The organism is Clostridium nitrophenolicum (genome assembly GCF_055391695.1).
Genome location: NZ_AP042469.1, coordinates 5,341,319 through 5,356,948 on the forward strand (window position 1 = coordinate 5,341,319; position 15,630 = coordinate 5,356,948).

Genomic DNA, 15,630 nt, shown 5'->3' on the forward strand with positions numbered 1-15,630 from the left:
AATAATTCGTAATTTTATATGTAATTAAACTATTTCTTTTTTAACTGAGTAGCAACTAATGCTGCCAAGGCTATTGAATACATTTTTGTTTCATGGCTATCATTTCTTGAAGTTAAAACAACTGGTGCTGATGTTCCAACTAATAATGCTCCACTCTTGCATTCTGTTGTATAAGTTAAAGTCTTATACATTATATTTCCAGCTTCTATATTTGGCATTAATAATATATCTGCTCTTCCAGCAACTGGTCCCGTAACTCCTTTATGTGCTGCTGCTTCTTCTGATAGCGCATTATCTAGCGCTAGTGGCCCATCTATGAAGCATCCTTTTATCTGACCTCTGTCATTCATCTTTGAAAGTATTGAAGCATCTACAGTTGCTTGCATACTAGGATTTACAACTTCTACAGCGCAGATAGGAGCAACCTTTGGCTTTTCTACTCCAACTGCTTGAGCCACAGTTACTGCATTTTTAACTATATCTACTTTGTCTTTAAGCTCTGGATACATGTTGAATGCAGCATCTGTTAAGAATAATAATCTATCAAAATTATTTAACTGAAATACACCAACGTGTGACATTAATTTTCCTGTTCTTAACCCAACTTCTTTATTTAGTACTGCTCTTAGGAAGTTTGCTGTATCAATAAGTCCCTTCATTAACATATCAGCTTTTCCTGATGAAACTAACTCAACAGCTTTTAGTGCAGCTTTTACATTATCTTTTTCATCAACTATTTCAAAATTGCTTAGGTCCATTCCTATTTCTGCTGCAATAGCTTCTATTTGTGACTTTTCGCCAACTAGTATAGCATCTGCTATTCCTTGCTCTTTAGCATCTCTAATAGCTTCAAGAACTGGCTTGTCTTGAGCTACTGCGACTGCTACCTTTTTTGTTTCTTGATCCTTAGCTTTTTGTAAAACTTCTGCAAAATTTTTAATCATTGATAAACACCTCTTCCTCATATACTTTTGGTATTTCTTCACTCTTTAGTGCTCTTAATGCACCTTGAGCTAATGCTAACATCTCATCTTCTCCTGGAACTACTGTCACAGGAGCAATAAATTTAACCATTTCTTCTATAAAACTTGTGAGCTTTTTATTGTGAGCCATACCGCCTGTCAATATTATTGCATCTATTTGTCCTTTTAATTCTACAGACATAGCTCCTATTTCTTTAGCAATTTGATAAGCCATGGCATTCAGAATAAACTCTGCTCTTTTATCGCCCTCATCTATTCTTCTATTAATTTCTCTTCCATCATTAGTTCCTAAATATGCCGTAAGTCCACCTTGACCTATCATCTTTTTCTTTAGTTCATCATATGTATATTTACCACTGTAACAGAGCTTTACTAGATCTCCTACAGGAAGTCCCCCTACTCTCTCTGGAGAAAAAGGTCCTTCTTCATTAGCATTATTCATATCAATTATTCTACCGTCTTTAACTGGCGATATTGATATTCCACCACCTATATGAGCTACAACAAAGGAACTTTTGTTGAAGTCCTTATTTAACTGAGTACACACTCTCCTAGTAACAGCTTTTATATTTAATGCGTGAACAAGTGATCTTCGTGGAATATCTGGTAGTCCCGATATCCTAGCTACATCTTCTATTTCATCAACTGCCACAGGATCAACAATAAATGCAGGTATGTTTGCTTTTTTAGATATTGTATATGCAATTATTCCACCAAGGTTTGAAGCATGCTGACCTTGATAACCTATTTTTAAATCTTCCAGCATTCTTTCTGTAACTTTATAAGTCCCGCCTGGCATTGGTCTTAAAAGTCCACCTCTACCTACTACTGCTGATAAGCTTTCAACGGAAACATTCTGTTTTCTAATCCACTCCATTATAACTTCTGTGCGCATTTCTTTCTGTTCATAAATGCTGTTAAATTTCTTTATTTCTTCTACACTATGTGATAAATTTTCAGAAGCTATACACTGCTCATTGTTAAATAATGCTATTTTTGTAGAGGTTGAACCAGGATTTATTACGAGAATAAGATATTTAATATCCATATGATAACACCCCCATGAAACCGTTTTAATATACTCATTTATATTTTAGCAGATATATCGCAAAAAAGTATTTTTCAGAAAATTTAATATAATGGGCAATACTCTTTCATTAGACTTTCTGCAACTTTTAATCCATCTACTGCAGCAGATACTATTCCGCCAGCAAAGCCAGCCCCTTCTCCACAGGGATATAAGCCTTGTAAACTTACACTTTCAAGCCTATCATTTCTGGTTATTTTCACTGGGGCAGAAGTTCTAGTTTCAATTCCAGTTAAAATTGCGTTGTTGCTTGCAAAGCCCTTGATTTTAAAATCAAAATTGGCTAACCCCTCTTTTAGCGATTCGGAAACATAAGTTGGAAGACATTTTCTTAAATCTTTGAATTCATAACCCGGTCTATACGTTGGCTTTATATCACCTAACTTAGTAGATACCCTATCCTCTATAAAATCGCCTACTAACTGAATAGGTGCAAAGTATCCGCCTCCACCTAGCGTATATGCCAACTTTTCGTAATGCCTTTGAAATTCCATACCTTTTAGCGGTGTATCTCCTTCAAAGTCCTGCTCTCCTACGGTAACTACAATAGCAGCGTTAGCATTATCTTCATCTCTCTTATAGTAACTCATTCCGTTTGTTACAAGTCTTTCTTCTTCCGAAGCAGCCGCTACCACTTCTCCTCCTGGACACATACAGAAGCTGTAAACAGCTCTGCCTGTTGCTTTAGTTGTATGTGTAAGCCTGTAATCTGCAGCCTTTAACCTAGGATGTTCAGCATATTTCCCATACTGATTTAAATTTATTAGCTTTTGAGAATGCTCAACTCTTACACCTATAGCAAAAGCCTTTGGCTCCATAAATATATCTTTTCTATATAACATTTCATAAGTATCTCTCGAACTGTGCCCAATAGCTAATATTAAGCTTTCACATGGAATTTCCTCTCCATTTACTACAATCGCCTTCAATTGTTTATCCTTAATGATTAAGTCCTCTAGTCTATTATTAAATTTGATTTCTCCACCTAACTTTATTATCTTTTCCCTTATATTTTTTACAACAATTTTTAATATATCGGTTCCTACGTGTGGCTTTCCGCTATATATAATTTCTTCAGGTGCTCCAGCTTTAACTAACTCATCTAACACGAAATCACATCTAGTATCCTTTATTCTTGTTGTAAGCTTACCATCAGAGAAAGTTCCTGCTCCACCTTCTCCAAATTGTACATTAGATTCAGTGTTTAACTCTCCTGTACTCCAAAATTTATTTATAGTCTCTGTTCTCTCTTCAACTTTTTCTCCTCGTTCTATTATTAATGGTTTATATCCTTTTTGCGCCATCAAAAGACCTGCAAACATACCTGCAGGCCCCATTCCAACTATAACTGGTCTATATGCCATTTTTTTAGTGCCAAATTTAAACTCTTCTTTATGTCTTTCCTCTTGTATTTTAACATCCTTATCATTTATCCTATTTATTACTTTTAATTCGTTATCACACTTTATTTCAACAGCATAATTAAACTTAATTAAATCTTTTTTTCTAGCATCTATTGATTCCTTTATTATTTTAAAATTTTCTATATCATTAACAGATATTCTTAGCCTTTTTGCTACTTTATTTCTTAAAACTTCTATATCTTCATCTATATTAATTGTTATATTATTGATTCTGATTGACATTTTTGCCCTCCAATATTTTTTTAGTTATTACTGCCTTTACAGTAGCCGGATTCTGCGCTACCTTAGATATTCCGCTAGGTAAGTTTAGAATAACATTAGTAACATGCTCACCTTCAGATAGAGAATTTAAATCTACATAACACTCAATATTTTCTGGTTTTAAGTTATTTATTGTACTTTCGGAGCCAGAAACAGTTATATTAACCTTATCAACATCTAAGCTTACAGCATAGTTATTCCCTAAATTCTTTGTCTGTATATTTAAATTAAAGTCTTTCTGCACAGTTTTATCTAAATTAATTTTTAATTTAATTGTACCATTGCTATTTACAAGAGTGACACCCTGGGGAATAACAACTTTAACCTCTGCAGTATCTTTATTGTATAACTTGCTTACATCTATATTTTCTGTATCTAAAGCCTTTATATTGGAAACTACTTTTTCATCTCCAGCTATATCTATTGTGTCAGGTACAGGAATTATAGATTTTATATTTCCTTCATTGCTTAAATTCCCTTGTAATTTTAAATTTATAGGTACATTTTTAATCTTTTTAACTGGTACAGTTACTTGTATCGAATCTGGTTTTACAGATACATCCTTTATTACATTCCCAGAAGAATCCACTGGTTGAAGAGATACTAACGCCTTTACATCCTGTGTAGAACCCTTTAAATCACATCTGGCAACTGCACTACTTACAGATTTAATTGCATCTGATGGACCATTTATTTCTACTTCAGTACTTTTTAATATAGGCTGCATTGCAAAAAATCCCTCTTTAGTTTTGCCCTCTGTTATTACCTTAACTGATACAGTTTTTTGCTTTAGCTCATCTAGTGTTATTGTCACCCATAAATTTTCACTATTTACTATTCTTACGTTTTCAGGGCTTTTTCTCACCGTAACTGGAATTTTGTTTTCTCCTTTTTTTACCACATATGCTCCTACATCCGATTCCAGTTTAAAATCTTCAGGCTTTACCGAATATATATCCGAAGCATTTCCTCTTATTGTTAGAGTTGCATTTAACTGTTCTTCCCCTACTGATACCAGCTTTGATTGTGATAATACATCTTTATTTATTACTTGTACTGGTACAGAAATTTTGCGCTCTCTCATAGGATTTTCTACATTAAAAATATATAACCATAGTATAGTTGATGTGATAACGCAGCATATTCTAATTATTATTTGCTGCCTTTTATTTTTCTCTTCCATACCATCACCTGCTCTCTAAAAGTCAGCTTTTTTTGCTGTCTTCTCTTAATTATTCTAATAAGAATATCTTTAAGTCTTTCTTTCGTATAATTTCTTGTAAGAACACCATTTACCGCAAGTGAAATATTACCGGTTTCTTCAGATACCACTATAACTAGGGCATCAGAGTTCTCAGATAAACCAATAGCTGCCCTATGTCTGGTTCCTAACTTTTTGTTTATTTCTTGATTATTAGTTAGTGGCAAAAAACATCCTGCAGACACAATTCTATCATTTCTGATTATTGTAGCTCCATCATGCAGTGGAGTGTTAACCACAAAGATATTTTCAAGAAGAGCAGAAGACACCATTGCATCTATCTTAGTCCCAGTATTTATTATATCTCCTAAGCCTGTCATTTGTTCAATTACTAGTAACGCACCTGTTCTAGTATCAGATAAATTTTCTATAGAATTTACAACTTCAGTTATAACTCTTTCCATTGTTTCTTCATCTTCTAAAATGTGTTTATCATTAAATGCAGTTCTTCCTAAGTGCTCTAAAGCACGACGTATTTCTGGTTGAAAAATGATGATAAATGAAAGAACTCCTATCGTTAATGTTTTAGTTAGAATCCAATTTAGCATTGTCAAATTGAGAAAGCTACTGACCGGAATAAGTAATATTATAAATATTATTCCCTTTAAAAGTTGTTCAGCTCTAGTTTCTCTCATCAGCATATAACCTTTATAAAAAATATATGAAACTACCAATATATCCATTATGGAAGATATGCCCATATTTTTAATTGAATTAACTACAATATCTAATATTTCCACCCATTTCACCGCCCTTATAAAAATACCTATTTACAATTATACACTATTTAATGTTATTTATTTCAATACTCAAGTTTATTTTATAAAATATTAATAAAAAAAGTTATACCCTGTATTTTTTTTGAATTAATGGGTACAATACCATTAGCCTAAGTTTTTTATTAAACACGGGGAAACCAAAATTTTGGGGTGAATCGCATTTTGCGTAGGTTATGCCTTTACCGAACCCGTCAGCTAACCCCGTAGGTAAAAGGAGAGGATTATATTGAAAAAAATTACTTTTTTTATAACAATCTTGTTGACACTTTTACTTTTATCTGTTAACAAGGTAAATGCCATGGATTCAAATAATTCGGATTCGACATTATTTAATCAACAAGATCAAGTAGTTCAAGTTTTTAACTGCTCAGACCAAAAAGTATATATTACTCAAAAAGATATACACTTAATGGCTCAAGTAGTTTATGCAGAAAGTAACTGTGAACCTTTTGAAGGCAAAGTAGCTGTTGCTTCTGTAATACTAAATCGCTTAAAATATCCGGAATTCCCCAAAACCGTAGAAGGTGTAGTTAAACAAAGAGGAGCCTTTTCTTGCGTAATAAATGGAAATATAAGTGCAGCTCCTGATGAAGATTGCTATAAGGCAGTATTCCAAGCATTAAAAGGAGAAGATCCTACTGAAAAGGCAGTTTTCTTCTACAATCCTAAGATAGCTACATCTCAATGGATGAAAAATATAAATAAAAAGAATGTTAAAACCATTGGAAATCACGTTTTTTTTGTAGTTAACTAGACATACTTTTGTTTTAGCTATAGGCAGCTAAGCACATATATAAATAGCCTCATACATATCTTAGTATATGCATGAGGCTATTTGTTTATTAAATCACATGAAAATAAAAAATAAGCCGATAAAATGGTATATTCTCGGCTTATTTTTTATTTAATTTTACCTAAATTGAATCTAAATATGAAACAGCACTTAATGCTGCCACCTGACCTTGACCTGCAGCTCTCATATATTGGTACGGCTTGCCTGTGCAGTCACCTGCAGCAAAACATCCTTGAATGTTAGTTTTCATGTTTAAGTCTACTTTTATATGTTCATTATCCATAGCAATGCCTGGAACAAGTTGATTTGGCGCTACGCTATCCTTTAATACAAATACTCCATCAGTAACTAATTCTCCATTTCTCAATATTACTTTGCTTACTCTATCTTCCCCTTGTATCTCTAAAGGTCTATCATTAACCGTCTCAATGTTATTTCTCAAATTATAGTTTCCATTATACATCGGTACGTAATATAATTTCTCTGTCAATTCACTTACGTAATTGGCTTCTTCCTCAGCATCCTTATTATATCCTATTATTGTTACTACCTTTCCTTTGTAAAGAGGCGCATCACAGGTTGCACAATATCCTACTCCTCTTCCCAAAAACTCTTCTTCTCCCTTCAATGGTTTTGTATATTCCATGCCTGTAGCAATAATAACTGACTTTGCCTCATACATTTTGTCATTTACCATTAAAGCGAAATAATCACCCATTGCATAAATATTGTTTATTCTCTCAGTGGTTACACCTATATCCATAACATTCATATGCTTTTCAAACTGAGCCTTTAACTCAGTTCCTGTAATATCATAAAAGCCTAAGTAATTATTTACTTTAGGAGCTTTAATTAACTTATTACTAAAATCCGCACTTCCAAATAAGATAATATTTTTATTTCTAACTCTAGAATTTATCGCTGCTGATAAACCTGCTGGACCACTACCTACAATAGCTATATCATATCTCATCTTTTTCACTCCCTAATTGTACTTATAATAATTTGTATATTTTAAAATATATTAAACACTTAAAAGATTATAATACAAAATGACAAATTAACATTATGGTTAACTTGTCATTTCTAAATCATAGATTATATATGCTTTTCTATTAAACCTTTTATTGCTTCCTTAGGTCTAAAGCCCACTATCGTCTCAACTATATTTCCACCCTTAAATACCATTACAGTTGGTATACTTGAAATTCTATGCTGAGTTGATGTAACAGGATTATCATCAACATTTAATTTGAAGAATTGAGCTTTGCCTCCAAGGTCTGAAGCTATTTCATCTATTATTGGAGCAAGCATTTTGCATGGTCCACACCAAGAAGCCCAAAAATCTACAACTACAGGCACTGAAGAACCTTCAACGGTGCTAGAAAAATTTTCGTCTTTAATTTCTTTTATCATAATTCCACCTCCACTTATACCCCTATTAGGTATATTATATATTAATTTTATCCTATATAAAAAACATAGTCAATGGTTTTTAATAATTATTATCCAAATAAATAAACTACATTACTTTACATAGTTAGTCTATTCTTTATTTTTAATTATATGTATGAGCAAAATATTTATTAATATTATAAAATTAAAATATTACTAGTCTAATTCCTTACTAATGCCTTTGTTATAGAGTTATTATAAATAGAGTTTGGATATTTATCTATAAGTTTTTGGCTGTAACTCTTTGCTTTATCTTTATCTACATCTTTATATATTATTACCAAGTTATAAAGAATAGTCTCTTCATAATCTCCATTGCTAAAATTTTCGTCATATTGTGTATAATATTTTATAGCATTTTCAGCATCACCGGATAATTCATAGCTACTTCCAAGCATATAGATTATATGAGAATACAAATAACTTTGTCCCCCTAAATTATAAGCCTTCAAAAGATATTCCTTAGCTTCTAAATAATTTTTTGCATTAATGTATTCAGAACCTTTATTATAAAAGTAATTTATACCTTCTTGAAGTAACAATTCATAAGCTTTTGATATAGTAAGCTTATCATTGATAGACAGGTTCTTATCTTTCCAATTCATATATTCATTATATATATTCTCAAAATTTTTGTTTTCAATATCATTTTTTATATTATCTGCTGGAAATACTTGAGCTTCTGATTTGACACTTGCTATATTATTTTTTGCAGCATTATTTTTTGCTACATCACTTTCTTTTATAGCACTCTTGCTAGTCTCTTTTTTTGTATCATTATTTTTAAAAGTACTTTTAACATTATTCACATTCATAAATAGCCTGCTTATAGTATCATGTTTTGCAAAATTTATTACTACTAAAGTGAAAGCTAATATACATACTATTCCACCAAATGCACAGGCTATTTTCTTTGCATCTACTTTTGAATTAATCATACCTAATTTTTTTAATTCGTTCTTGTTTTCTTTAGCCATATCGTTATTTTTGTCAATCTTTAGCACCTTCTCAATATGAGAAAGTGCCTTATCATAATTACCCTTGTTTATGCAACAAATTGTGATATAGTTATTTACGTTTATATAATTATAGTCACTTTGCGAACACTGATCCAAAATTCCTAAAGCATCATTTATTTTTAGCTCTTTAATAAGCCTTAAAGATTCACAGTAAAGCCTTTGTCTTTCGCTATCTTTTTTACTATCACTTAAATATCTTTCTGAAACTCCGTCTTTATTCACTTGGCAATTCATTTTCCAAAGCTTCTGACAGGTATCCAAATCACCTTTTAGATAATAAAGTAGACCTTTTAAGTTAATAGCTGCAGCATTTTTTATATCTAATGAAATACTTTCTTCACTGAGTTCTATAGCCTTATCAATATAACCATTATTATACTTTTCTAATGCCTTAATGTATGCTTTTTTGGATTTGTCCATGTATCATTCTCCTCGGTTTATCTACTGGTTAGCTCCATTAATTGTATATATAAGCTTTCCTGTAGAGCTTTTTACTTCCATTTGTTTATTCAGATTTATATCAAAAGAATAAATAGTCCAATTTTCTACATGTGATTTATTATAGTCGTCATCATCATAAACATTTACCTTTAGACTTATATTATTACCATTCTTTTTCGTTGACATAATTTGTTGTTTTTTATCTGGAGTTTGAAAAATCAACGATAATTTTCCTGTAGTAACATTAAGTAAATATAAATTCCCTCCTTTAGAAACAGTACCGTGAGCTGAACCTATTATTACCATTAAGTTTTCATTATCTGCCCATTCTATATATCTTGGTGAAATTTTTTGGTTATCCGCTATTTCAAAGCTAAAGATATTTTCGTTATTATCCTTTACAAATATTTTTCCTACACCTTCTTCTAATGCTTCTGAACCTCTTCCTTCTATGCAAGCTGCATTATTTCCATTGCTACTAGTTATCCATGGTGTATTAAAACTTATTTTAGTTTCTTTAGAAGCTTGCTGTTTTACAATCTTAGGTATGTTAGCATTTTGCTTATTAACTGTGCTTGTATTATTTTTTGTTTCTTTAGAGTTATTTTGGCTATCATTAGTCTTTTCATTATTATTATTTTGTTGTACTGATGTCTCATTATTTACAGCAGTAGATTTATCTTGTTTATTTGAACAAGCAGTAAGTCCAAATGCTAATATCATTGATACAGAGCATAGTACACATATTTTTATTTTCAAGTTCTTCATATAAATTCCTCCTTATACAGTACAAATAATAATATTTTTAGTTCTATATCTTATATTATATACTAAAATTATACCTTAAAGTTGATATTTTAACAAAAATAAACCCTAAGCTTGATTTTTATCTGGCTTAGGGTTTATTTTTGTTAAGTTAAGTAAACTATATAATTAATTTTGCATTATCAACTGTTTTGCTTTTAATATGGAAGATGCACTCATGGAGAATTCATCTAATCCATATTCTACTAATGTAGCGATAGCTTTTTCATCGCCAGCCATCTCTCCACACATTCCACACCATTTACCTTCCTTATGCGCTGCTTCTATAGTCATTTTTATAAGTCTCAATACTGCAGGATGCATTGGATTATAAAGGTATGATATTTTTTCATTCATTCTGTCTGCTGCTAAAGTATATTGAATTAAATCGTTAGTTCCTATACTAAAGAAGTCTACATACTTAGCAAGTTCATCTGCACAAACTGCTGCAGCAGGTATTTCAACCATTATTCCTGTTTCAAGATTTTCATTGAAATCTTTTCCTTCTTTTTTCAACTCTTCCATACACTCTTTAAGAATTTCTTTAGCTTGTAAGAACTCTTCTAATGATCCTATCATTGGGAACATTATTTTAAGATTACCAAAAGCTGAAGCTCTAAGTAATGCTCTCAATTGAGTTCTAAATATATCTTTTCTATCTAGACAAATTCTTATAGCTCTATAACCTAGGAATGGATTCATCTCTTCTGGAAGCGGTAAATATGGAAGTTTTTTATCTCCACCTATATCAAGTGTTCTTATAACTACTGGTCTTCCTTCCATTTTTTCTACTGCATATTTATATGACTCAAATTGTTCTTCTTCGCCTGGCATATCATCTCTATCCATATATAAAAATTCAGTTCTAAATAAGCCTACTCCATCTCCACCGTTTGCTAGCACTTGATGGACGTCTTCTGGCTTTCCTATGTTTCCCGCAACTTCAACACGCTTTCCAGCTTTAGTAACGGTCTTAACACTTATTAATTTTTTAAGTTCTTCTCTTTCTTTTTGAAAAGCTTCTTTTTTTGCTTCATATTTTTTTATCGTTTCAATATCTGGATTTACTATGGCAACTCCTTCAATACCATCTACAATAATGGTATCTCCATTTTTTACTGATGAAGTTATATCTTGCAATCCAACTACAGCTGGAATTTCTAAAGTTCTTGCCATTATTGCACTATGTGAAGTTCTTCCTCCTATGTTAGTTAAGAATGCTACAACCTTGCTCTTATCAAGCTGAGCAGTATCAGATGGTGTTAAGTCATGTGCAACAACTACTGTATTTTCTGCCATTAAATCTGAATCTCCTGATATCTTACCTAGTAAGTTTGCAAGAACTCTTTTTCCAACGTCTTTTACATCAGCGCCTCTTTCCCTCATGTATTCGTCTTCCATAGCTGCAAATATTCCAGCGTACATATCTACAACATCTTGAAGTGCTTTTTCAGCATTGATTTTATTACTCTCTATTCCCATTTCAACAGCACCTGCAAATTCTGGGTCTTCTAATAGCATTGCATGACTTTCAAAAACCGCCGCCTTGTCTGCACCCATTTCTTTTGCTGCTTTTTCTTTTATATTTAATAGCTGTTCCTTAGAAGCTTCTAGAGCTTTTTTAAATCTCTCCTTTTCAGCCTCTACATTCTCTATTACTCTCTCTTCTATGTTTAATTCATTTTCTTCTTTTACTACAACTGTACCTATAGCATATCCTTTTGAAGCTGCAATACCTATTTTCATTTTTCTTCCTCCTCAAAATAAATAATTATCTATTTAAATTCAGCTCTTAATTCCAAGTCATTTTAAATCCAATATCAATATTATTCAAGCAATTCCTATGCCAAAGATTTAAAAATTTCATTACAAAAGTATTATTTTCTATTTTATATTGTATATGCCTTTATTCTTCTCAATCTAAACTACATATTATAAATAATTTTTAAAATTAATATTATAAATTTAAAAAATTTGTAGAAAAACAGGTTGATAAAAATTATCAACGTAAACATATACATTAATAAAAATTTACCACAAATTCCTTATAAAAATTCTAGACTTATTGATTTATATGGGTTAATATATTATTGATAATTTTTATCAACATTTTCAATATATATGATACTTTTTATCAAATAGGGAGGAATTATGTATAAAAATAGTATAACTGTTCCTATTCATAATGGAATACATACAAGAGTAGCCGCAATGATAGTTCACAAGGTTGCTGAACTTAAAAGTAAATACGGTATAAATCTTTATATACGCAACTTATCTTCTAAGGAACCTTTAGCTATAAGTATGTTAGCGTTAATTTCCTTAAAGATAAGAGAAGATGAAATAATAGAAATCTCATGTAAAGAAGATTCTATAAATGGGCAAAAAGCAGTAATTGATCTCTGCAATTTTATCACTAAGGACATGGCCACTAATAATTCTGTTCTATCTAAAATTGATGATATTATAGAGGAAAATACTATAGCATATGAGCAAATTGTTGAAAACATACCAGTTGGTATACTAGTTATAGATATTGATGGCTATATCACAGCTATGAATGATTATGCCTTAAAAATTATTGGTAAAAAAGCAAATGATGTTATTGGAAGATACGTTAAAGACATCCTTCCAGATACCGATCTTACTAATATTGCCTTATCTAAAAAACGTAAAGTCGGTGAAACTCAATATATAAACAATCGTCTTGTTATCGCCAGTAAGTCCCCCATATTTTCCAATGATAAGGTTATAGGGGCCTTGGGTGTTTTTCAAGCAGTAGATGAATTAAAAGATCTTGTAAAAAAACTAGAAGAATCGGAAGAAGAATTAAATTATTACAAAGAGGAGTTAAAAAGACATACAAAGCTCGTAAGTTCATTTGATTCTATTATAGGATGCAGCAGCTCTCTCAAGGATTGTCTTGTAATAGCTCAAAAAGCTTCTCAGTCTACATCTACAGTATTGATACGTGGCGAAAGTGGTACAGGGAAAGAGGTTATAGCAAAAGCTATCCACAATAATAGCACTAGAAAAGATATGCCTTTTGTTAGAGTAAATTGCGCCGCTATTCCTGAAAATCTACTTGAAAGTGAACTCTTTGGCTATGAGAAAGGCGCTTTTACTGGGGCAATAAAAAGTAAACCAGGTAAATTTAATATAGCAAATGGAGGAACTATTTTTTTAGATGAGATAGGCGATATGCCCCTTTCAATGCAAGTTAAGCTTCTACGAGTACTACAGGAGAGAGAATTTGAAAGCGTAGGCGGGCTTACCACTCAAACTGTAGACGTAAGAATAATTGCTGCTACTAATAGAAACCTCGAAAAAATGATAGAACAAAATAACTTTAGAGAAGATTTATATTATAGATTAAATGTTATAAGCATTATGCTCCCACCTTTAAGACAACGAAAAGAAGATATAAATCTTTTAGCAGAACATTTTATTCATAAGATAAGTAATAAGTTAAATAAAAATGTCTCAGGTATAGATACTAAATCTTTAATACACCTTCAAGAATACCATTGGCCTGGTAATATACGAGAGCTTGAAAATATTATAGAAAGAGCAATAAATATGTGTGATGGTACCATAATAACAGAAAAAGATTTACCTTTCTATATTGTAAATACAAGCCCAGAAAAGTCTGGTTTGATAAATTTTAAAAATGGAGAACTTCAGCCTTTAGAGTATTACGAAAAAGAAATTATAGCTCTTGCCATGAAAAAATATAAAAGCTATAACAAAGCTGGTAAGACTTTAGGCATAACCCATAGAACTGTTGCTTTAAAATGTAAAAAGTATAATATTAGCGTTGAAAATACCTAAATTTAATTTTATCCACAATTATAAAAGAAAATAATCCCCAACGTTTAAAAATTGTTGGGGATTATTTTTATTTTATTAAATCTTGAAACTCTTTAGAGTCCCTTACTGGATTAAAATCTTCCTCGTCACTAGCAAATTTTTTAATTTCAGGCGACATATCTATAGCTATTTTTAAGTATTTTACTGTATTCTCTACATCCCCTTTTCTTCCGTATATGCTAGCCTTGCCATAGTAACTCCATATATAATTTTCAATTTCTAAATCCTTATCATACCAACTCAAAGCATCATCATAGTTGCCCTGTAGTTCGTATGCTAGTGCTTTATTAAATCTTGCATATCCAAAGTCTGGTTTTAACTCCAGTGATCTATCTATATTCTTCATACCTTCTTCATAACTTCCACTATAACATAAAGCAATTCCTTTTATATTGTAGGCTTTATAAAAGTTCGCATCTTCCTTTATAATATCATTTGCCGTGCTTATAGTGTCAGCATATCGTTTTTCACTAAAGGCTTTTGAACTTTGCTCGTACAGTTCTTCTAGTCTTTTATTCTTTTCTTCCTGAATTTTTTGAGCTTCATTCTTTGTATTTTGTGAGCTATCAGAACCCTTGATAGTTGCCGATGGACTATTATCTGTTTTGCTATTTTGTTTTTCTATAATACTTTTATTGCTATTAATATTATTGTTTAATGCTTCCTTGTAAACAATTCCCCCTGCTATTAGCATTAGAATACAAAATATAATTATTTTAGTCCTTATAGAAATATTTCCAAACAAACTACTTTCCCTATCTCTAAATCCCACTCTATTTTCCTCCTAAATGTAGCAACTTGCTATCATTAATGTAATAATTATATTATTTTTGTAGTTTATAAGAAACTATCATAACTATTTTTTATAAAATTCTTAATCTCTTTCTTATTATGTTGTCTTTGTCTCACACATATATGTGCATAATTTTCACATATGTAGCACCTTCTACTATCCAGCCCTAAGTCTTTTCTACTTAGACTTCTATTATATTTATCATATACGTCTATGTCAACAAACCTTCCTAATGGGTGATTCTCCTCAATACCTACGGTTCTATTTTTAATATCCATAGCTACCTCGTCTACAACTAATGTAAGTATAGGGCCTTCTGCTGTTATATTAAACTTTTTATATAAAATGTGATAGCTAAACTCTTTGATAACCATATCACATAAGATTTTCATTATTCCAATTGAAACATAGTCATTTTTAATTACCCCTGGATAATTTACTCTAATACAAATAAGAGAAGAATTATACTTTTTTATTAGTTCTTCTTGTACGTGAACTCTTTCTTCTCTTTCAGTAAGTATGTCTTCTGGTACATACTGTTTAGTATACCTTATTATATAATCATTTAACGCTTCTGAATCTACAGAAGCGTCTATAAATGTTAGTATATCTTTTATCATATCTATTTCGTTTTTTAATTTAGTACTATCTTCCTTCATA

At 31.2% G+C, this 15,630-nt stretch carries 14 protein-coding genes and 1 riboswitch; of the genes, 2 read left to right on the top strand and 12 right to left on the bottom strand.

Features of this window, described 5'->3' with window-relative positions:
- Positions 1-29: 29 nt before the first annotated feature.
- From ptb to cdaA, 5 genes are all read right to left on the bottom strand, one after another.
- The gene (gene ptb, locus ACZ5N4_RS25245) at positions 30-944 is read right to left on the bottom strand and encodes a phosphate butyryltransferase (RefSeq protein WP_308040441.1); all 915 of its coding nucleotides are present in this window, start codon (positions 942-944) and stop codon (positions 30-32) included.
- Positions 937-2,031: a butyrate kinase gene (gene buk / locus ACZ5N4_RS25250; RefSeq protein WP_464205413.1), complete on the bottom strand. Its 1,095-nt coding sequence runs from the start codon at positions 2,029-2,031 to the stop codon at positions 937-939. The genes ptb and buk overlap by 8 nt, the downstream gene beginning before the upstream one ends.
- An 83-nt stretch (positions 2,032-2,114) precedes the next feature.
- On the bottom strand, positions 2,115-3,716 hold the full coding sequence (locus tag ACZ5N4_RS25255; RefSeq protein WP_464205415.1) for an NAD(P)/FAD-dependent oxidoreductase: 1,602 nt from the start codon (positions 3,714-3,716) through the stop codon (positions 2,115-2,117).
- On the bottom strand, positions 3,697-4,938 hold the full coding sequence (locus ACZ5N4_RS25260) for a CdaR family protein (RefSeq protein ID WP_464205417.1): 1,242 nt from the start codon (positions 4,936-4,938) through the stop codon (positions 3,697-3,699). The genes ACZ5N4_RS25255 and ACZ5N4_RS25260 overlap by 20 nt, the downstream gene beginning before the upstream one ends.
- Positions 4,908-5,756 carry a diadenylate cyclase CdaA gene (gene cdaA, locus ACZ5N4_RS25265; protein ID WP_464205419.1) on the bottom strand — a complete coding sequence of 283 codons (849 nt, stop codon included), beginning with the start codon at positions 5,754-5,756 and terminating at the stop codon, positions 4,908-4,910. The genes ACZ5N4_RS25260 and cdaA overlap by 31 nt, the downstream gene beginning before the upstream one ends.
- Positions 5,757-5,892: 136 nt before the next feature.
- Positions 5,893-6,019: riboswitch (cyclic di-AMP (ydaO/yuaA leader) on the top strand.
- Positions 6,020-6,021: 2 nt separating this feature from the next.
- Here cdaA and ACZ5N4_RS25270 point away from each other — a divergent pair.
- Entirely contained in the window at positions 6,022-6,549 is a 528-nt protein-coding gene (locus ACZ5N4_RS25270; protein ID WP_464205421.1) for a cell wall hydrolase, read from the top strand.
- Positions 6,550-6,709: 160 nt separating this feature from the next.
- Here ACZ5N4_RS25270 and ACZ5N4_RS25275 read toward each other — a convergent pair whose 3' ends face one another.
- The 5 genes from ACZ5N4_RS25275 to ptsP all read right to left on the bottom strand — a co-directional run bounded on the left by ACZ5N4_RS25275 (position 6,710) and on the right by ptsP (position 12,053).
- Positions 6,710-7,561 carry an NAD(P)/FAD-dependent oxidoreductase gene (locus tag ACZ5N4_RS25275; protein ID WP_464205423.1) on the bottom strand — a complete coding sequence of 284 codons (852 nt, stop codon included), beginning with the start codon at positions 7,559-7,561 and terminating at the stop codon, positions 6,710-6,712.
- Positions 7,562-7,686: 125 nt separating this feature from the next.
- Entirely contained in the window at positions 7,687-8,004 is a 318-nt protein-coding gene (gene trxA / locus ACZ5N4_RS25280; RefSeq protein ID WP_464205424.1) for a thioredoxin, read from the bottom strand.
- Between the two features lie 200 nt (positions 8,005-8,204).
- Positions 8,205-9,482: a tetratricopeptide repeat protein gene (locus tag ACZ5N4_RS25285; protein WP_464205426.1), complete on the bottom strand. Its 1,278-nt coding sequence runs from the start codon at positions 9,480-9,482 to the stop codon at positions 8,205-8,207.
- Positions 9,483-9,503: 21 nt separating this feature from the next.
- Positions 9,504-10,271, bottom strand: coding sequence for a DUF4652 domain-containing protein (locus tag ACZ5N4_RS25290; protein ID WP_464205428.1), 768 nt, complete (start codon positions 10,269-10,271; stop codon positions 9,504-9,506).
- Between the two features lie 165 nt (positions 10,272-10,436).
- Positions 10,437-12,053: a phosphoenolpyruvate--protein phosphotransferase gene (ptsP, locus tag ACZ5N4_RS25295; RefSeq protein WP_464205430.1), complete on the bottom strand. Its 1,617-nt coding sequence runs from the start codon at positions 12,051-12,053 to the stop codon at positions 10,437-10,439.
- Positions 12,054-12,458: 405 nt separating this feature from the next.
- Between ptsP and ACZ5N4_RS25300 the strand changes: the two genes are divergently transcribed.
- On the top strand, positions 12,459-14,138 hold the full coding sequence (locus ACZ5N4_RS25300) for a sigma 54-interacting transcriptional regulator (protein ID WP_464205431.1): 1,680 nt from the start codon (positions 12,459-12,461) through the stop codon (positions 14,136-14,138).
- A gap of 67 nt (positions 14,139-14,205) precedes the next feature.
- Here the strand turns inward: ACZ5N4_RS25300 and ACZ5N4_RS25305 are convergent, their stop codons facing one another.
- Positions 14,206-14,871 carry a tetratricopeptide repeat protein gene (locus tag ACZ5N4_RS25305; protein WP_464211049.1) on the bottom strand — a complete coding sequence of 222 codons (666 nt, stop codon included), beginning with the start codon at positions 14,869-14,871 and terminating at the stop codon, positions 14,206-14,208.
- 143 nt (positions 14,872-15,014) lie between these two features.
- Positions 15,015-15,629 (bottom strand): citrate lyase holo-[acyl-carrier protein] synthase, encoded by a 615-nt coding sequence (gene citX, locus ACZ5N4_RS25310; RefSeq protein ID WP_464205432.1) that lies wholly within the window; start codon positions 15,627-15,629, stop codon positions 15,015-15,017.
- Between the last annotated feature and the right edge of the window lies 1 nt (position 15,630).

Excerpts from the sequence above, each read along its gene's own strand:
- ptb (WP_308040441.1), bottom strand. The coding sequence starts at position 944 with ATGATTAAAAATTTTGCAGAAGTTTTACAAAAAGCTAAGGATCAAGAA.
- buk (WP_464205413.1), bottom strand. The coding sequence starts at position 2,031 with ATGGATATTAAATATCTTATTCTCGTAATAAATCCTGGTTCAACCTCT.
- ACZ5N4_RS25255 (WP_464205415.1), bottom strand. The coding sequence starts at position 3,716 with ATGTCAATCAGAATCAATAATATAACAATTAATATAGATGAAGATATA.
- ACZ5N4_RS25260 (WP_464205417.1), bottom strand. The coding sequence starts at position 4,938 with ATGGAAGAGAAAAATAAAAGGCAGCAAATAATAATTAGAATATGCTGC.
- ACZ5N4_RS25275 (WP_464205423.1), bottom strand. The coding sequence starts at position 7,561 with ATGAGATATGATATAGCTATTGTAGGTAGTGGTCCAGCAGGTTTATCA.
- trxA (WP_464205424.1), bottom strand. The coding sequence starts at position 8,004 with ATGATAAAAGAAATTAAAGACGAAAATTTTTCTAGCACCGTTGAAGGT.
- ACZ5N4_RS25285 (WP_464205426.1), bottom strand. The coding sequence starts at position 9,482 with ATGGACAAATCCAAAAAAGCATACATTAAGGCATTAGAAAAGTATAAT.
- ACZ5N4_RS25290 (WP_464205428.1), bottom strand. The coding sequence starts at position 10,271 with ATGAAGAACTTGAAAATAAAAATATGTGTACTATGCTCTGTATCAATG.
- ptsP (WP_464205430.1), bottom strand. The coding sequence starts at position 12,053 with ATGAAAATAGGTATTGCAGCTTCAAAAGGATATGCTATAGGTACAGTT.
- ACZ5N4_RS25300 (WP_464205431.1), top strand. The coding sequence starts at position 12,459 with ATGTATAAAAATAGTATAACTGTTCCTATTCATAATGGAATACATACA.
- ACZ5N4_RS25305 (WP_464211049.1), bottom strand. The coding sequence starts at position 14,871 with ATGCTAATAGCAGGGGGAATTGTTTACAAGGAAGCATTAAACAATAAT.
- citX (WP_464205432.1), bottom strand. The coding sequence starts at position 15,629 with ATGAAGGAAGATAGTACTAAATTAAAAAACGAAATAGATATGATAAAA.